The organism is Streptomyces sp. 12E (assembly GCF_055633275.1).
Window position 1 is genome coordinate 2,699,913 of record NZ_JBVNCJ010000001.1, and the last position, 16,525, is coordinate 2,716,437.

The window sequence follows — 16,525 nt, forward strand, 5'->3', positions numbered from 1 at the left end:
GCCTCCGCCGACGCGACACTCCTGAGGGGGATGGGGCAGTATGGGCCGACGATGCGCAGAGGACTCGTACACGTACTGGCCTGGCTGCTCGCCACGGGCGCGGCGGTCACGCTGTCGTGGTGGGGTGTCAGCACGGTGCTGACGGGCACCGCCTACGACCCGCCCCGCGCCCTGCCCGTCGCGGCGGTCGACGCGGCCGCCGAACAGTCGGATCCGGTGTCGTCGTCGACGCGGCGCCCCTCCGGGACGGCGGGTCCGAAGGACACCGGGCGGACCCGGAAGCCGTCGGCGGGGCCCGACGGGACGCCGTCCCCCGAGCCGGATCCGGAGCCGTCCCGGACCGCCGCTCCCCCGCCTTCCCCCTCCCCCTCCCCCGCCGCTCCGGCCGCCTCCGGCGAGGTGAAGGGCTACGACACCGAGGGCGGCCGGGCGGTGTTCGACCTCGGCGGGACGTCCGCGTCGCTGGTCTCGGCGACTCCGGGGGCGGGCTGGTCGATGCAGGTGTGGAAGACGGAGACGTGGATCCGGGTGGAGTTCTCCGCGGGCGCGGACCGGGTGTCGGTCTTCTGCACCTGGCACGACGGACCGCCGCGGGTGGAGATCGGGACGTACTGAGGCGTCCCGCCCCGGGCGCCGCCGACCGACGGGCCCAGGTCCCCGCGTGTGGCTGGCCGGCCGCCGGTCACCGGAAGACGGACGCGGGCGGCGCCGGTGAGGCGACCGCCGACCGGTCCGTCACGGGGGCGGCCCCGCCGGTGAAGTCGAGGAGTTCCCTGCCGTGCTGGACGCGGCCCGGGTGCGGGTCGGAGGCGGCCCGGCGGGTCAGCTCGGCGATCGGCAGGGGCGCGTCGGAGGCGACCAGGACGGCGTTGCCGAAGCGTTTGCCGCGCAGCACCGCGGGGTCGGCGATCAGCGCGAGTTCGGCGAACCGGGCGGCGGCGGTGGCGATCTGGCCCCGCAGGTGCGCCAGCGGCGGCCCGTCGGCGAGGTTGGCGGCGTAGACCCCGCCGGGGGCGAGGGCCCTGCGGACGTCGTCGAGGAACTCGGTCGAGGTGAGGTGGGCGGGGGTGCGGGCCCCGCTGAAGACGTCGGCGACGACGAGTCCGGCCCAGCCGTCCGGCACCTTGGCGAGCCCTTCACGGGCGTCCACCGAGCGCACCCGGATACGGGCCCTGGGGTCCAACGGCAGCTCCCGCCGGACCAGTCGCACCAGCGCCGCGTCCCGTTCGACGACCTGCTGGGTGGAGCGGGGGCGGGTGGCGGCGACGTACCGGGCGAGGGTGAGGGCGCCGCCGCCGAGGTGCACGGCCCGCAGGGGCTTGCCGGGCGGGGCGGCGAGGTCGACGACGTGGCCGAACCGGCGCTGGTACTCGAAGGAGAGGTGCGCCGGGTCGTCGAGGTCGACGTGCGACTGCGGCGCGTCGTCGATCAGCAGCGTCCAGCCCCGCGCCCGCTCCCGGTCCGGAACGAGCCGGGCGAGCCCTCCGTCGACCGGCTCGACGACGGCCTCGGCGGATGGCTGGTGACGCCCGCTGTTCCTGGTCCTTCCCATGGCCCCATGCTTTCAGCCCCTGCGCAGTCCGAGGAGCGGGGGTCCCGGGGACGGAACCCCCGGGGGAGGGGAACGGCAAGGGTGGCGGGGCGGGCCCCGTACCCGGACCTCACACGCACCCGTCCGCGGCCTCGATCACCCGCTGGGCCTCGTCCAGCGCCTTCCGCAGCACCGCGGGATCCGTCGCCGGCTCCGCCTCTCCCGGTGGCAGCAGCCAGTCCACCCCCTCGGCGGGGATCTCCGGCACCGGTTTCAGCCCGCGGCCGTCCGTCTCCGTGCAGACGCTGCCCGGCACGTCCCAGGCCGCGGCCGTCCCCGGCGGGACCAGGAAGCCGAGGGTGTCGTGCCCGTCGTCGTGGAGCACCGGCCCCACCGCGTCCGCACCGCCGCGCCGCAGGATGTCGACCGCCTCCAGCCCCTGCCGCGCCGGAACCGTGACCACGTCACACTCCGTGTCCGGCAGTTCCAACGGATCCCTGCTCCGCCTGGTCGTCATCCCGGCCTCCAACGCGCACATCAGGCCCCCGGTCCACAGGGCTCAACGAGCCGGAACGTCAACGGCTACGACGAAAGACCGCCGCAAAGGATGGCAGTTCATGGCGGATCGCGGATGACATATCCGGATTGTTGCCAAACTCCGCGTAGTGACTCCGTCACAACAGGTACGTTCTAGCCCGCCGGAAGCAGGGCGCCACACGGACGGACATCCCTGATTCCGGCATGGTTCGACGGTTCGCAGAGAGGACCCGGCCATGGCGTCGTCAACGGTGCCCTCGTCACAGCCACCCCGGCCCCCGCGGCCGAACCTCGTCTTCCGGCACCTGCGCGGGCCGCGCTCGCCGGCCGAGTTCGCCGCGGCGGTCCGGCGGGCCGCCCGCGAGATCGGCGAGCGGGTCAGCTGTGACGCGCGGTATGTGCACCGGGTGGAGGCGGGCGAGATCCGCTGCCCGAACTACGCCTATGAGCGGGTCTTCCTGCACATGTTCCCCGGCCGCACGCTGACCGATCTGGGCTTCGCGCCCCGCTCGGCGGTGCGCGGGCGCGGGACCCGGGCCGCCGGGGACACGCCCCCGGCCCCCACCGGGAACCCGGCGAACGCCACGACTGAGAACAGCGGGGCGTACGAGCCGTATGAGACGCAGGACCGGTACGACACGTACGACACGCACGACTACGAGGAGAGCGACGTGCTGCGTCGCGCATTCATGACCGGCGGGGGCGCCACGGTGGCCGCCGCCTCGCTGAGCCCGTACGGGTTCGCCCCGGACGCGTCGGCGGCGCAGCGCGCCGTGCGCCGCGCGGGGGCGAGCGACGCGGGCGCCCTGGAGGAGGCCGTCCGCCGCATCCGGCTGCTGGACGACCGGCACGGGGCGGACGGGCTGTACCGCCGTGCGGCGGCCCCCCTGCGCGCCGCCTACGCGCTGCTGGACGCGGGGACGACCCGGCAGCGGACGGCGGACCGGTTGTACTCGGGCGCCGGCGAGCTGGCCATCTCGGTGGGCTGGCTGGCGCACGACTCGGGCCGCTTCGACGACGCGCGCTCGCACTACGCGGAGGCGCTGGCGACCGCGCGGATGGCCGGGGACCCGGGGGTGGAGGCGCACGCCTTCTGCAACACGGCGTTCCTCGCGCGGGACGCGGGCCGGCCCCGGGAGGCGGTGCGGGCGGCGCAGGCCGCGCAGCGGGCCGCGCGGCCGCTCGGCTCCGCGCGGCTGATGTCGCTGCTGGCGCTGCGGGAGGCGGGCGGCTGGGCGGGGCTCGCCGACCGCACCGGCTGCGAGCAGGCGCTGGCCCGGGCGGGGGCCTACTTCGAGCGCGGGGCCTCGGAGGCGGATCCGGAGTGGATGAGCTTCTACGGGGAGGCCGAGCTGGAGGGCCTGGAGGCGCAGTGCTGGTCGACGCTGGGCGACTGGCCGCGGGCGGCGCGGCACGCACGGCGGGCGGCGGAGCTGCAGGACCCGCACTTCAAGCGGAACATCGCGCTGTACACGGCGGAGCTGGCGGACGACCTGGCCCGCGGGGGCCTGCCCGACGAGGCGGCCGAGGCCGGGATGCGGGTGCTGGACCTGCTGAACGAGGTCCAGTCGTCCCGGGTCCGGACGATGCTGGCGGGCACCTCCCGCGTCCTCCTCCCCCACCGCCGGGCCGCCGGCGTCTCCACCTTCCTCGACCGCCACGACTCCCTGCCCCGCCCGGTGTGACGACCGGCTCGCGACCGCGGTCGGGTCGCGCCTCCCCTGCCCGAACGGCCTGGGGGACCCCAGCGCGCCGGGGGCACCCCCTCCGGGAGGCGCCCCGTGAGCGCCGGGCCGCGCGGCCGGCGCCCGGACGTCAGCCGGCCGCCAGGTGCCCCGTCTCGTTCCACGACTCCACGGCCGGCTCGCCGTACGCCCATCCCAGCACCGACAGGGACGTCGGGTTCAGCCGGATACGGGCGGCGAAATCGATCGGCAGCCCCAGCCACCGCGCACCGATCGAGCGCAGCACGTGCCCGTGCGCGAACACCAGCACGTCACGGTCGGCGGACCGGGCCCAGGCCACCACCTCGTCCGCGCGGGCCGTCACCTCGGCCAGGGACTCCCCCTCGGGGACCCCGTCCCGCCAGATCAGCCACCCGGGCCGGACCGCCCGTATCTCGGCCGGCGTCATGCCCTCGTACGCCCCGTAGTCCCACTCCATGAGCGTGTCCCAGGGCTCCGCCCGGTCGCCGAACCCGGCGAGCTCGCAGGTCTCCCGCGCGCGCACCAGCGGACTGGTGCGCACCTCGACGCCGGGCAGCCCGTCGTACGGCGCCCGGTGCAGGCGCTCGCCGAGCAGCTTGGCGCCCCGGCGGCCCTCCTCCAGGAGCGGCACATCGGTCCTGCCGGTGTGCTTGCCGGACAACGACCACTCGGTCTGTCCGTGCCGGGCCAGCAGGATGCGCGGTGCCATGGGAGACCTTCCGGGTGAAAATTCGCAGGCGGGACTCCTTCATCATCGCGCACTCCGGTCCCGGGCAACCCGGCGGGCGGTCCTGACGTCTCTCAGGGCCGAGGGCATGTCACGGGGGACGCGCGCACACCGTAGAGTGGCTGGCCGCTGAACGGAGCACCGCGCGAGAACAAAGGGGGAGCGATCGGATGCCGCACACCGAGACACCGGGCACCGAGGTTGCCCCGGCGACCCGGCTGCGCTGGTGGACGGAGCTGCCGCTCATCCTCCTGGTGTACGCCTGCTACTCGGCGGGACGGCTGGTCGTCCGCGGCGACGTCTCCGACGCCGTCGACCACGGCCTGGCGATCCTGCGCATCGAGAAGGCGCTGTACCTCAACGCCGAGCACCCGCTGAACCGTCTCTTCACCCGCGAGCCGTGGCTCGGCATACCCGCCGACTTCTGGTACGCGTCGCTGCACTACCTGGTGACCCCGGCGGTCCTGGTCTGGCTGTTCCGCTCCCGCGCGGTGCACTACCGCGCCGCCCGCACCTGGCTGATGACGTCCACCTTCATCGGTCTGATCGGCTTCACCCTGCTGCCCACCTGCCCGCCCCGGCTGCTCGACGCGAGCCACGGCTTCGTGGACACGATGGCCCACTACAGCGCGTACGGCTGGTGGGGCGGCGAGGCGAGCGCCCCGCGCGGGCTCGGCGGGATGACCAACCAGTACGCGGCGATGCCGAGCCTGCACGTGGGCTGGGCGCTGTGGTGCGGAGTGATCCTCTGGCGGTACGGGCGCACGCGCCTGACGAAGACGGCCGCCGTCGTCTACCCGCTGGTGACCACGATCGTGGTGATGGGCACCGCGAACCACTACTTCCTCGACGCGGCGGCGGGCGCCGCCGTCATGGGCGCCGGCCTGCTGCTGGCCCCGGCCGTGATGCGGCTGGCGGACCGGGCGAAGGCCCGTTTCCTGCCCCGTCCTTCGGCCGCCCCGGCGGACTCCTCCGCCACCGGTTCCCCGATTGTCAGTGCCGGATGCCAGACTTCCGCGGGTGAGCGAATACCACGGCAGCGGCACCCCGAGCCGGAGTACGGACCAGGGGCCGGAGCGGGTGCCTCCCCTTCGGACGCGGGAGAAGGCGCTCGGGCACCGGCTCGCTGAGCTGCGCGGCCCGGAGGTCCCGGCCAAGGCGCTGGACGCGCGCGCCCTGGCCGCCCTCGCCGCCAACCCGGGCTGCAGACGGCGCGCGCTCCTCGACGGCGCCGGGGTGGACAAGGCGGTGCTGGCGGACGCGTTGGGCGCGCCGTCGGTCTTCGGCCAGTCCCAGTTCGCGTTCGTGCGGGGCAACGCGTTCGAGGCGAAGGTCAAGGCGGACGGCGGTGCGGAACTGCTGCGCCTGGCCCACGAGAAGCTGGACCGCGGAGCCGAACCGCCCGCCGGCGCGCGCGTGCCCGACCTCACCGCCCAGGGCCCGCGGGGCCGCACGGCCCGTACGGAGCTGGCGCTGCGCGAGGCCGCCGAGGCGCCCGGCGCCTGGACGCTGCTCGACCACCCCATGCTCGCGCTCGACGTCGCGGGCTCCCCCGCCTTCCTGGAGCCGGACGCGGTGGTGGTGCACCCGGACGGCAGTTGGACGGTCGTGGAGATCAAGTCCTTCCCGATGCTGGACGGCGCCGCGGACCCGGCCAAGGTCGGCGCGGCGGCGCGCCAGGCGGCGGTGTACGTGCTGGCCCTGGAGCAGGTCGCCGCGCGGCTGGACCCGGCCCCGCGGGTGCGCCACCGGATCCTGCTGGTGTGCCCGAAGGACTTCTCCAACCTGCCCACCGCGTCCGCCGTGGACGTGCGCAAGCAGCGTGCGGTGACCGCCCGTCAGCTGGACCGGCTCACCCGCATCGAGGAGATCGCCGACGCGCTCCCCGAGGGCACGTGCTTCTCGCCCCGGCTGCCCGCCGAGCGGCTGACCGAGGCCGTGGAGTCGGTACCGGCGACCTACGCGCCGGAGTGCCTGTCCGCGTGCGAGCTGGCCTTCCACTGCCGGGAGCGTGCTCGCGCGCAGGACATGGTGACCCGTCTGGGCCGTCCGGTACGGGCGGAGCTGGGCGGTCTGACGACGATCGGGGAGGTGCTGGCGGCGGCCCGCGGGGAGGCCGGCGACCCCGACGACCCGGCGGTGGCGGCGCTGCGCAGGGCGGCGGCCCTGCGCGCGGAGGCGCTGGCGACGGCCGCCCCGGAGGTGGCCCCTTGTCGCTGATCGCCACCCTCGCCCGCCTCGAGGCCGTCAGCACCGGCCGCGCCCAGCCGGCCGCCACCGTCCGGCACCGGCACCTCTCCGAGCGCCCCCTGGTCCTCGTCCCGCTCATCACCGCCGGTGAGGCGGGCGCCCCGCTCGGCGCGCTGGTGGGCACCGACCGGGACGCGCCGCGGCTGCTGGTGGTGCCGCAGCCGCGCGACCGCGATCTGCGGTTCGCGTTCCTGGCCGAGCTGGCCGACGTGGTGCTGCCGTACGTCGACGGTTTCGCGGACGTCGTGGAGGCCGCCGAGCGCTCCGAGACCGACCCGGAGACCGGCAAGCGGGTCAAGGTCGAGGTCGAACTGTGCGCGGACGCGCCCCAGCTGATCGTGCCGTCCCGGGCCGGCGTCGACCTCGTACGGCTGCTCGGACGGTCCACGCGGTTCAGGCGCACGGCGGAGCAGGATCCGGAGGCCCCGTTCCCGGCGCCGCCCCGGGTGCCGCTGCTGGGGCGGTGGCTGACGCACTTCGGGGAGCGGGCCCGGGTGCCCGGCTCCTCGCTGCTGCTGGCCATGACCGACGTGCTGGCCCGGCACTGGGCGACCGGGCAGTCCACGCTGGAGGACCAGCACCTGGGGGCGCTGCTCGCCTGGATCGACCCGCCCGAGGGACGCTCGGGGGCCGAGGCCGCGCGGGAGGCCGAGCTGGCGCGGGACGCCGACGGCCAGTTGGTGTGCCCGCCCGCGGGCCCGGCGACCGACCCGGCTTTCGACAACAAGCTGCTCGCTCCCGCGATCGAGCGTTACGACCGGGCCCGCACCGCGCTCGCGGCGGCGGAGGACGGCCTGGAGGCCGACGACCGCCTCGGCGCGCTGACGCGGGCCGAACGGGAGATCCGCGCGCTGGTGGAGAGCCGTACGCGGCCCACCTGGGACGCGGTGTGGCGGGGGCTCGACCTGCTGGCGGAGCTTCCGGAGGGCGCGCGCGTCGAGGAGCGGTGGACGCGCGACCGCTGGTCGTTCACCGGTCACCGGGACCGCGTCCTGGCCGGTGAGCCGCCGCAGCCGCGCCGCGACGACGCGGTGACCGCGGCCAACAAGCTCGCCGTGCGCGAGCGGGAGCAGGCCCGTCTCGAGGCGCAGGAGGCGCTCGACGACCCGCTGGTGATGGCGGCCCGGCGGCTGTCCGGGGAGGCGTTCGCGGGCGAGGTGGTCGACGTGGTGATGGCGTACAGCGAGAGCAGACGCCCGAGCCCGCGCCCGCTGGTCACCGTCCGCACGGACGACCGCCCGCACCTCGGCGAACGGGTGCGGGCGTACCGCTCGCTGGGCGGGAAGCCGCAGACGGTGGAGTTCGCCGGCTACGAGGACGGCCCGGAGGGCGGCCTGCTGGTCCTCCGCGTCATGGACAGGATGGGCCGGGGCAAGGAGCCGGAGGAGGGCTCGGTCCCGGAGAAGGGCGACCTCGTGTGCTTCACGCTGTTCGAGCACGAACCGCGCGGCGGCGCGAAGCTGCCCGACCCGGAGGAGACCCCGTGGACCCACGGCGGCCCGCCCGGTGAGGAGGCCGTGCCCGAGCCCGCCGACCCGGTGACCGAGGAGGACGTGCTGTGACCGCCCCTGACCGGCAGGCCGTGTTCGACCCCGGCGCGGCGGCCGCCCGCGCCACCGACGCGATCCTCCTCGACACCCTGCGCGGCGCCGCGCGCGGTGTCGTCGTCGACTCCCCGCCCGGCGCCGGCAAGTCCACGCTGGTGGTGCGGGCGGCGCTGGAGCTGGCGGCGGCGGGCCGCCCGCTGATGGTGGTGGCGCAGACCAACGCACAGGTCGACGACCTGGTCCTCCGCCTCGCCGAGAAGAACCCCGACCTGCCGGTGGGCCGGCTGCACAGCAGCGACACCGACCCCTACGACAAGGCGCTGGACGCGCTGGACAGCGTCCGCACGTCCGCGAAGGCCGCCGATCTCGCCGGGCTGCCGGTGGTGATCTCCACGGCGGCGAAGTGGGCGCACGTCAAGGGCGTCGAGCCGTGGGAGCACGCGATCGTCGACGAGGCGTACCAGATGCGCTCGGACGCGCTGCTCGCGGTGGCCAACCTGTTCGAGCGGGCGTTGTTCGTGGGCGACCCGGGGCAGTTGGACCCGTTCTCCATCGTGGGCGGCGAGCAGTGGGCGGGCCTGTCGTACGACCCGTCGGCGTCCGCCGTGACCACCCTGCTCGCCCACAACCCCGAACTGCCGCAGCACCGCCTGCCGGTGTCCTGGCGGCTCCCGGCGTCGGCGGCCCCCCTGGTCTCCGACGCCTTCTACCCGTACACGCCGTTCCGCAGCGGCACGGACCACGGCGACCGCGCGCTCGCCTTCTCCGTCCCGTCGGACGGTTCGGCCGCGGACCGGGTGATCGACGAGGCGGCGGAGTCCGGCTGGGGCCTCCTGGAGCTCCCCGCCCGGCACACCCCGCGCACGGACCCGGAGGCGGTGCACGCGGTGGCGCTGGTGGTCCGCCGGCTGCTGGACCGGGGCGGCGCGGCGACCTCCGAACGCTCCCCGGACCCCGCTCCCCTCACCGCCGGCCGCATCGCCGTGGGGACCGCCCACCGCGACCAGGCCGCCGCCGTACGGGCGGCGCTCACGGAACTGGGCGTGCCGGACGTCACCGTCGACACGGCCAACCGGCTCCAGGGCCGCGAGTACGACGTCACGGTCGTCCTGCACCCCCTCTCCGGCCGCCCCGACGCCACCGCCTTCCACCTGGAGACGGGCCGCCTGTGCGTCCTCGCCTCCCGCCACCGCCACGCCTGCATCGTGGTCTGCCGCGAGGGGGTGACCGGCCTGCTGGACGACTACCCGTCCACGGAACCGGTCCAGTTGGGCACGCTCGTCAAATTTCCCGACGGCTGGGAGGCGAACCACGCGGTCCTGGCGCACCTGGCGGAACACCGGGTGGCCTGGCGGACCTGACCCCGGCTCACCTGGGGTCCGCAGCAGCACCGCCGGGCACGGCCTCCTCAGCAGCCTGAACCACCAGCAGGTCGGGCTGGACGGGCAGGGCCCGGGCGAGCACCGCCTTCTGCGCGTCGCCCTTCGACAGCGTGCGCGACGACGCCTCCCGCCCGCCCGCTGGAGGACGGCCTACAGCCGGTCCCCCATGGCGGCTGGTTCCGGGGGGTGCGGACCGCCGCCGTCCTTGATGTCCTCCTCGCAGGTCCGTCCGACGTAGGACTGGTCGTTGGGGACCAGGAGGACTCCGGCAACCCGCTCGGGGTGCTCGACGGCGAGCCAGCCGTCGCCCGTGAGGACACCGCCCCGCTCGAACGCCTCGGACGAATGGACCGTCTGGCACCCCAGCGCCACGCGCTCCTCGTCGACCGCGCAGGCGTCCACCGCGGGACCGGATCCTCCGTCGGCGCCGTCGAAGCGGTAGCGGAAGGAGACGTGGTCGCCTTCGGAGGGCACCTGCGGGTGGGGCTCGAGGCGCCAGTCGACGACCTCGGCGGTGACGCCGAGGGGCCGCCCGGACACGTCCTCGACCTGCACCCTGACACCGGCCTCACCGCGCTCCGCGGTCGTGTCGGTGCAGTCCCAGAGGGAAGAGCAGCCGGACAGGGTGAGAATCACCAGAGCCACTGGAACGCCGGCACGTGCCCGTGCGGGGAACACTCGGGTGGCCTCCGATCGTGGTGGAGCGGAACAGTGTATCCCGGGACCGGCAGCCGCGGGTGACCGCGACGAGCGGCTGCGGCGGTGGATCACCGCGTTCACCGCACGCCTCGGCGCCCCCGGCGGGGAACAGCGGTCCGTGCATACGCCCCGGGCAGCTGGGAAGCCATTCACGCGGCGCCCGAGGGCGCGGTCCTCCGGCCCTCTTGCGGGGGCGCGGGACAATGGACGGTGGCCCGCCCTCCAGGGGGGCCGACCGCGACGTACGAAGGAGAAGTCATGGCGGAGCACACGCCGCGCCGGGAGCAGCCGCGGCTACGCCCCGCGCCCCTGCTGTTCGAGCCCGCGGAGGCGGCCTCGGATCCCGAGCACTTCTTCGACCTGGAGTCGATCGAGGATCCGCGCGCGCTGCTGGAGCGGGCGACCGAGCTGACGCTCGCGTTCCGTGCCGCCGCCGACCGGGCGACGGAGTTCCAGGCGGTGGCGGCGGCCCAGCTCTCCGATCCCCGGCGCTTCGACCGGCTGACGCCGGCGGACATCGCCGAGCGCGCCGAGTGGACCGAGGACTACGCGAAGAAGATGGTCGAGTTCGGCCGGGACCTGATGCGGGGCGGAGAAGGACCGGTGCAGGCCGGCCCCGCATGAGCCGGGCATATGCCGGGCGGGCAAGATACCCCGTTCTCCGCTTCCACGTCCCCGATTTACGCGACTCTGCGCAGCCGCCCCCTCACGACGGGTAGATATTTCCGTCATGAGCAGCACACGGAACGCCTCCGAGGTCAGCGGCGTCACGCCGGACGGTGCCACCTGGCTCGCCTCGGCGGGCGCGTATCCGCGCAGCACGCTCTCGCACTGGAGGGAGCGGCCGGACGCGCCGGTCGTGCTGCCCTGCGGCGCGGTCTTCGACGTGGTGAGCGCGCCCGCGGTCTTCGGGCGGCGGATGCTGGACCGGATGTGGGAGGAGGGGCCCGGCTCGGGTCCGGTCGCGGAGCTCCGGGGGCGGATGCTGCTGTTCGCCGCGCCCGGCACGGCGCGGCGGCTCCCGGCGCTCCTGGAGTGGGAGGAGTGGGGCGCGCACGGCTCACGCACGGACGGTGTCCCTCCGCTGCTGTGCCACGGCGTCGGCGACGCGGTGACCGTCCCCTCGCCCACCGCCCGCTCCGGCTCCCGCTGGCTCGTCGCCCCCGACACCCGTCACCCCTGGCTGCCGGGTCCGGAGGTGCTGCTGTGGGCGGCCGTGCGGGCGGCCCGCGCGGCCGTGCGGATTTCGATTTCTCCTCCCGCCGATCAGGGTGCTAATGTCTACGACGTCAGCAGGCGCCGCTAGCTCAGTTGGTTAGAGCAGCTGACTCTTAATCAGCGGGTCCGGGGTTCGAGTCCCTGGCGGCGCACAGACACGGTGAAGGCCCCTCGCGGAAGCGGGGGGCCTTCACCGTGCCTACCGCGTGCTGATCCGCACCGTCCACGCCCCCGACGCCGTACGCCCCTCCACCGCCACCCGTACGGACTCCCCGGGCACCGTGAAGCTCTCGCCCAGGGCGACCGGGGCGTCGGCGAGCGGCGGGTAGACCGAGTCCGCCCAGCACGCCTCGGTGTGCGGGTGGGCGTCGACGACCTCGATGGGGCCGCGTCCCGACCGGGTGCCGCTGCGCACCTTGTACACCAGCACCCCCTGCCGGCAGACCCTCGCGTCGTTGCCGACCGGCCCGCGGGCCTCGAAGGCGAGCACGCTGTCGGGACCGGTGCGCACCACCGCGAGCTTGATGCCCCGGCCGAGACCGAAGGACGGCGCCCCGGCGGCGCCCGTCACCGGCGTGCCCGGCCCCGCCCCGAGCGGCTCCAGCGTCAGCCGTACCGGCCCCGCCTCCTGCACGCAGCGCACCTGGCGGGGTTCCAGCCAGCCCAGCTTCCACTTGTGCCAGCCGAAGAGGTCGGGTGCGAGGGCGAACTGGCTGCCCATCAGGTCCCAGTCGCCGACGTGGGTGTCCCAGTCGCCCTTGCCGTCCACGGGCCGGTGGTAGAGATCGGGCAGGTCGAAGACGTGTCCGGTCTCGTGGGCGAGGACGAGCCGGTCCGGGGGGTGGTTCTCGAACACGGTGACGACCCGGCGGATGTCGGCGCCGTCGGCGCGCAGCGGACGGTCCAGGTTGACGACCTTGGTGGCGTCGGAGTCCACGCCCGGCGCGTCCGGGTCGGCGACGAAGTACACGATGTCGTAGCGCGAGAAGTCGACGTGCGGGTCGGCCGCGGAGAGCGCGTCCCGCAGGTAGGCGGACCGGTGGGCGACGGTCCAGTCGCGCTGTATGTCGTACGCCGTGGAGGGGCGCGGCATCCGGAGCCACTGCCGCAGGGCGTGCGGGCGGAGAGTGAACCTGCCGTAGGAGGCCTGCTCGAAGAAGCGGGTGGTGGCGGGGAAGTGGTCGGCGGTGAGTTCGGCGGGCGTGGTCAGGGGGCGGGAGTCGGGGAAGGACAGGAACACCATCACCGCGTCCAGGCCGCGGGCGGGGCGGGGGTAGGCGGTGTTCCAGGTGTCCAGGCCCTCGGAGTGGTGGGCGGCGGTGCGGGTGAGGGCGCAGGGCGCCGCCGAGAACGGTTCGGTGACGGAGGGGACGTTCACCATCGAGGTCGCCGCGAGCGCCGACATCGTGGTGCACATCGCGGCGGTGCTGCGCAGCCGGGGCCGTACGCCCGGTGCACCCGATCGGCTCAGCCGCCCCGGCCGTCGCCGAAGAACCTCACGGCCGAGTCCTCTCGGGGTGAGCTGACGCGGCACGGGGACCTCCGGGAGACGGTTCACGGGACACCGCACCCAGAGTGTGCTGATTTGTCATACTGCGCCTCGTTCGGCTGCACCGGACGGGTGAGAAACGCGGGTATCCGGGCGGGACCGGTCGGGACCGACATCCCGCGCACTCACGGAACGTCACAATTGGTCGAGGGTCCGCATAAGCCGTCCCCCCGCGGGCAGAAACGATCTGGCAGGGATGCGGATCCGCCCTGGAGGCCGGACAGTGGCTGGAAGGGCCCGACGCGGACCTCTATGATCGGCACACTTTCCTGAGAATCAGAGACTTTCTGCACGGACAGCGATCGAGTGCACTGCGGGAGCGAGCGGTGAGCGGAACGTCCGAAGGGCCGGCGCCCGCGGCGGAACTCAACCGGCCGAGCGTCACAGAGAGTGAGATCGCTACGTCTCCGCGTACGGAATCCCCGCCCCCGCCGTCACCGCCGTACCGCTCCGTCTTCGCGGCCGCGCCGCTCGCCATGGCCGTGGTCGACCGCGAGGGCATGGTGACCGGCGCCAACGCGGCCCTCGCCGCCCTGCTGGGCCGCGCCCCGGAGTCATTGGCCGGCGCCGCCGCCGCCGATCTGGTGGACCTGGCCTCCGACGCCCGTGCCTGGCACGCCTACCGGGAGCTGCTGCGCGGGGAGCGGACCAGGCTGCGCTGCACGCGCCGGCTGAAGCACCCGGAGGGGCACGCGCTGTGGGTGCGGGTGACGGTCTCCCCGCTGCCCGCCGGCGGCGGGGACGTGCTGCTGTCGGTCGCCGACATCAGCGACCACCACGAACTCCAGGCGCAGCTGCGGCACGTGCGGTCGCACGATCCGGTGACCCGGCTGCCCAACCGCACCCTGTTCTTCGAGCGGCTGACCGCCGCGCTGGACGCGGAGTCGTACGAGGAGGGCGGCACCGGCCGGATCGGGCTGTGCTACCTCGACCTGGACGGGTTCAAGGCCGTCAACGACACCCTGGGCCACCGCGTCGGCGACCAACTGCTGGCCGCCGTCGCCGAGCGGCTGACGCACTGCGCGCAGGAGGCGGGCCGGAGCAGGACCGGTCCCCCGCTGGTCGCCCGGCTCGGCGGGGACGAGTTCGCGCTGCTGGTCGAGGACTCCACCGGCACCGAACAGCTCGCCGACCTCGCCGAGTCGCTGCTCGACACGATCCAGGCCCCCTTCGACCTCTCCGGGCGCCGGCTGTCGGTGTCCGCGTCGATCGGGGTGGTCGAGCGGCACGCCGCCGGGACCACGCCCACCGCGCTGATGCAGGCCGCCGACACCACGCTGTACTGGGCGAAGGCCGACGGCAAGGCCCGCTGGACGCTGTTCGACCCGGAGCGCAACGCCTCCCGCGTGACCCGCCAGGCCCTCGCCTCCACGCTCCGCCCGGCCATCGAGCGGGGCGAGTTCGCGCTGGAGTACCAGCCGCTGGTGGGCATGGAGGACGACCGGGTGCACGGCGTGGAGGCGCTGATCCGCTGGCACCACCCGCGGTTCGGCACGCTGACGCCGAATCGGTTCATCTCGCTCGCGGAGGAGGACGGCTCGATCGTGCCGCTCGGCCGCTGGGTGCTGCGCACCGCGTGCCGGCAGGCCCGCGACTGGCAGGTGGAGCACCCGGACGAGCCGCCGATCTTCGTCAGCGTGAACGTGGCGGTCCGCCAGGTGTGGGACTCCGACCTGGTGGCGGACGTCGCCGACACCCTGGAGGAGACGGGCCTCGAGCCGAGGCTGCTCCAGCTGGAGCTGACCGAGTCGGCGGTGATGGGCTCGTCCGGCCGGCCGATCCAGGTCCTGAAGGCGCTCAGCGACATGGGCGTGCGCATCGCCATCGACGACTTCGGCACCGGCTACTCGAACCTGGCCTACCTCAGCCGGCTGCCGGTGTCGGTGCTGAAGCTGGACGGCTCCTTCGTCCGGGGCTTCCAGTACGAGGAGCGCGCCGCCGCCCCGCCGAACCCGGCGGACGAGGTCATCGTCGAGGCGATGGTGCAGCTCGCCCACCGGCTCGGTCTGACGGTCACCGCGGAGTGCGTGGAGACCTCGGCGCAGGCGACGAGGCTGCGCCGGATCGGGTGCGACACCGGTCAGGGCTGGCTGTACTCCCGCCCGGTGCCGCCGGACCGCATCTCCGAGCTGCTGGGCGCGCCCGGGGTTCAGGCGGGCGTGGGCAATCCGTAGGCGTCGGCTATCAGTTCGTAGGAGCGCAGGCGCACGTCGCCGCCGTGGGCGTTGGCGGTGAGCATCAACTCGTCGGCGCCGGTGCGCTTCTGCAGCTCGTCCAGCCCGGTGCGGACCTCGTCGGGGGTGCCGTGGACGACGTTGGCGTTCCAGGAGTCGACGAACTCCCGCTCCATCGGGCTGAAGTCGTACGCCTCCGCCTCCTGGGGCGTGGGCACGAGGCCAGGGCGGCCGGTGCGCAGCCGGACCATGTTGAGCGCGGCGGCCAGCACCTGGCGGCGGGCCTCCTTCTCGTCGTCCGCGGCGAGCGCGGAGACGCCGATGAGGGCGTAGGGCTCGTCGAGGACCTCGCTCGGGCGGAAGGTCTCGCGGTACAGGTCCAGCGCGGGGACGGTGTTCTGGGCCGAGAAGTGGTGGGCGAAGGCGAAGGGCAGGCCGAGCATGCCGGCCAGCCGGGCGCTGAAGCCGGAGGAGCCGAGCAGCCAGATCGGCGGCCGGTGCGGGGACTGCACGCCGCCGGGCGAGGTCGCCTGCACCGGGCCGGGGACGGCGTGGATGCGGCGGTAGGGGTGGCCGTCGGGGAAGTCGTCGTCGAGGAAGCGGGTGAGCTCGGCGAGCTGCTGGGGGAAGTCGTCGGCGCCCTCGTTCAGCCGGTCGGAGCGGCGCAGGGCCGCCGCCGTGGCCCCGTCGGTGCCGGGGGCGCGGCCGAGCCCGAGGTCGATCCGGCCCGGCGCCATGGCCTCCAGGGTGCCGAACTGCTCGGCGATGACCAGCGGCGCGTGGTTGGGCAGCATCACCCCGCCGGAGCCGAGGCGGATGCGCCCGGTGTGGGCGGCGAGGTGCGCCAGGATCACGGCGGGCGAGGAGGAGGCCACGCCGGGCATGGAGTGGTGCTCGGCGACCCAGTAGCGGTGGAAGCCGCGGGACTCGGCGAGGCGGGCGATGTCCACGCTGGTGCGCAAGGCGTCGCTCGCGGTCCGGCCCGCCCCGACGGTCACCAGGTCCAGCACGGAGAGCGGGACGGGTGCGGTGCCGTGGGCGGTGCCCCGGATCTCCTCTGCGGCGTCTGCGGCCATGGTGGGGTGCCTCCTGCTGTGGGGTGTGACGGTCGCTGCGCGACATAACAGGAGACGGTCCCCGGTTATTCCCCGCGCACTCCCGCAGGGGCCGGCCGCCCCGCGCCGCCCACCGGTGTGCGCGCTCGA

Annotated in this window: 15 protein-coding genes and 1 tRNA gene; 10 read left to right on the forward strand and 6 right to left on the reverse strand. The window is 74.7% G+C overall.

All coding sequences use genetic code 11. The features are described 5' to 3' along the window. Positions 1-51: 51 nt before the first annotated feature. The gene (locus ACZ8ZB_RS12590) at positions 52-615 is read left to right on the forward strand and encodes a hypothetical protein (RefSeq protein WP_470737806.1); all 564 of its coding nucleotides are present in this window, start codon (positions 52-54) and stop codon (positions 613-615) included. A 67-nt stretch (positions 616-682) separates the two neighbouring features. On the opposite strand, the gene ACZ8ZB_RS12595 is transcribed toward ACZ8ZB_RS12590, so the two are convergent. Next, entirely contained in the window at positions 683-1,552 is an 870-nt protein-coding gene (locus tag ACZ8ZB_RS12595; protein WP_470737807.1) for a spermidine synthase, read from the reverse strand. Positions 1,553-1,661: 109 nt separating this feature from the next. Next, positions 1,662-2,048 (reverse strand): hypothetical protein, encoded by a 387-nt coding sequence (locus ACZ8ZB_RS12600; RefSeq protein ID WP_470737808.1) that lies wholly within the window; start codon positions 2,046-2,048, stop codon positions 1,662-1,664. Positions 2,049-2,304: 256 nt separating this feature from the next. On the opposite strand from ACZ8ZB_RS12600, the gene ACZ8ZB_RS12605 reads away from it, so the two are divergent. Next, positions 2,305-3,753 carry a hypothetical protein gene (locus tag ACZ8ZB_RS12605; protein WP_470737809.1) on the forward strand — a complete coding sequence of 483 codons (1,449 nt, stop codon included), beginning with the start codon at positions 2,305-2,307 and terminating at the stop codon, positions 3,751-3,753. A 130-nt stretch (positions 3,754-3,883) separates the two neighbouring features. On the opposite strand, the gene ACZ8ZB_RS12610 is transcribed toward ACZ8ZB_RS12605, so the two are convergent. After that, on the reverse strand, positions 3,884-4,483 hold the full coding sequence (locus ACZ8ZB_RS12610) for a histidine phosphatase family protein (RefSeq protein ID WP_470737810.1): 600 nt from the start codon (positions 4,481-4,483) through the stop codon (positions 3,884-3,886). Positions 4,484-4,671: 188 nt separating this feature from the next. Here ACZ8ZB_RS12610 and ACZ8ZB_RS12615 point away from each other — a divergent pair, with 188 nt between their 5' ends. From ACZ8ZB_RS12615 to ACZ8ZB_RS12630, 4 genes are read left to right on the forward strand one after another with little or no spacing between them, the layout of a single operon-like run. Next, positions 4,672-5,631, forward strand: coding sequence for a phosphatase PAP2 family protein (locus ACZ8ZB_RS12615; protein WP_470737811.1), 960 nt, complete (start codon positions 4,672-4,674; stop codon positions 5,629-5,631). Then, positions 5,582-6,721: a hypothetical protein gene (locus ACZ8ZB_RS12620; protein WP_470737812.1), complete on the forward strand. Its 1,140-nt coding sequence runs from the start codon at positions 5,582-5,584 to the stop codon at positions 6,719-6,721. The genes ACZ8ZB_RS12615 and ACZ8ZB_RS12620 overlap by 50 nt, the downstream gene beginning before the upstream one ends. Next, on the forward strand, positions 6,712-8,313 hold the full coding sequence (locus ACZ8ZB_RS12625) for a hypothetical protein (protein WP_470737813.1): 1,602 nt from the start codon (positions 6,712-6,714) through the stop codon (positions 8,311-8,313). The genes ACZ8ZB_RS12620 and ACZ8ZB_RS12625 overlap by 10 nt, the downstream gene beginning before the upstream one ends. Beyond that, positions 8,310-9,659 carry an AAA domain-containing protein gene (locus tag ACZ8ZB_RS12630; protein WP_470737814.1) on the forward strand — a complete coding sequence of 450 codons (1,350 nt, stop codon included), beginning with the start codon at positions 8,310-8,312 and terminating at the stop codon, positions 9,657-9,659. The genes ACZ8ZB_RS12625 and ACZ8ZB_RS12630 overlap by 4 nt, the downstream gene beginning before the upstream one ends. Positions 9,660-9,830: 171 nt before the next feature. Here ACZ8ZB_RS12630 and ACZ8ZB_RS12635 read toward each other — a convergent pair whose 3' ends face one another. Further along, positions 9,831-10,316, reverse strand: a complete 486-nt coding sequence (locus ACZ8ZB_RS12635; RefSeq protein WP_470737815.1) for a hypothetical protein — start codon at positions 10,314-10,316, stop codon at positions 9,831-9,833. A gap of 321 nt (positions 10,317-10,637) precedes the next feature. Here ACZ8ZB_RS12635 and ACZ8ZB_RS12640 point away from each other — a divergent pair, with 321 nt between their 5' ends. From ACZ8ZB_RS12640 to ACZ8ZB_RS12650, 3 genes are all read left to right on the forward strand, one after another. Further along, a complete protein-coding gene (locus ACZ8ZB_RS12640) occupies positions 10,638-11,003 on the forward strand; it encodes a hypothetical protein (protein WP_470737816.1) in 366 nt (121 codons plus the stop codon). A gap of 106 nt (positions 11,004-11,109) precedes the next feature. Further along, positions 11,110-11,685: a bifunctional DNA primase/polymerase gene (locus ACZ8ZB_RS12645; RefSeq protein WP_470737817.1), complete on the forward strand. Its 576-nt coding sequence runs from the start codon at positions 11,110-11,112 to the stop codon at positions 11,683-11,685. Beyond that, a tRNA-Lys gene (locus tag ACZ8ZB_RS12650) sits at positions 11,676-11,749 on the forward strand. Before ACZ8ZB_RS12645 ends, ACZ8ZB_RS12650 begins: the two co-directional genes overlap by 10 nt. Before the next feature lie 47 nt (positions 11,750-11,796). On the opposite strand, the gene ACZ8ZB_RS12655 is transcribed toward ACZ8ZB_RS12650, so the two are convergent. Next, positions 11,797-13,014 (reverse strand): M6 family metalloprotease domain-containing protein, encoded by a 1,218-nt coding sequence (locus ACZ8ZB_RS12655; protein ID WP_470737818.1) that lies wholly within the window; start codon positions 13,012-13,014, stop codon positions 11,797-11,799. 458 nt (positions 13,015-13,472) lie between these two features. Here ACZ8ZB_RS12655 and ACZ8ZB_RS12660 point away from each other — a divergent pair, with 458 nt between their 5' ends. Next, positions 13,473-15,320, forward strand: coding sequence for a putative bifunctional diguanylate cyclase/phosphodiesterase (locus ACZ8ZB_RS12660; RefSeq protein ID WP_470737819.1), 1,848 nt, complete (start codon positions 13,473-13,475; stop codon positions 15,318-15,320). Here the strand turns inward: ACZ8ZB_RS12660 and ACZ8ZB_RS12665 are convergent. Beyond that, on the reverse strand, positions 15,296-16,396 hold the full coding sequence (locus ACZ8ZB_RS12665) for an LLM class flavin-dependent oxidoreductase (protein WP_470737820.1): 1,101 nt from the start codon (positions 16,394-16,396) through the stop codon (positions 15,296-15,298). The two genes, ACZ8ZB_RS12660 and ACZ8ZB_RS12665, sit on opposite strands and share 25 nt — an antisense overlap. Positions 16,397-16,525: the final 129 nt, after the last annotated feature.

Bases quoted from the DNA above. Each gene is read 5' to 3' on its own strand.
- ACZ8ZB_RS12640 (WP_470737816.1), top strand. From the start codon at position 10,638: ATGGCGGAGCACACGCCGCGCCGGGAGCAGCCGCGGCTACGCCCCGCG.
- ACZ8ZB_RS12615 (WP_470737811.1), top strand. From the start codon at position 4,672: ATGCCGCACACCGAGACACCGGGCACCGAGGTTGCCCCGGCGACCCGG.
- ACZ8ZB_RS12655 (WP_470737818.1), bottom strand. From the start codon at position 13,014: ATGTGCACCACGATGTCGGCGCTCGCGGCGACCTCGATGGTGAACGTC.
- ACZ8ZB_RS12610 (WP_470737810.1), bottom strand. From the start codon at position 4,483: ATGGCACCGCGCATCCTGCTGGCCCGGCACGGACAGACCGAGTGGTCG.
- ACZ8ZB_RS12665 (WP_470737820.1), bottom strand. From the start codon at position 16,396: ATGGCCGCAGACGCCGCAGAGGAGATCCGGGGCACCGCCCACGGCACC.
- ACZ8ZB_RS12590 (WP_470737806.1), top strand. From the start codon at position 52: ATGCGCAGAGGACTCGTACACGTACTGGCCTGGCTGCTCGCCACGGGC.
- ACZ8ZB_RS12605 (WP_470737809.1), top strand. From the start codon at position 2,305: ATGGCGTCGTCAACGGTGCCCTCGTCACAGCCACCCCGGCCCCCGCGG.
- ACZ8ZB_RS12595 (WP_470737807.1), bottom strand. From the start codon at position 1,552: ATGGGAAGGACCAGGAACAGCGGGCGTCACCAGCCATCCGCCGAGGCC.
- ACZ8ZB_RS12600 (WP_470737808.1), bottom strand. From the start codon at position 2,048: ATGACGACCAGGCGGAGCAGGGATCCGTTGGAACTGCCGGACACGGAG.
- ACZ8ZB_RS12645 (WP_470737817.1), top strand. From the start codon at position 11,110: ATGAGCAGCACACGGAACGCCTCCGAGGTCAGCGGCGTCACGCCGGAC.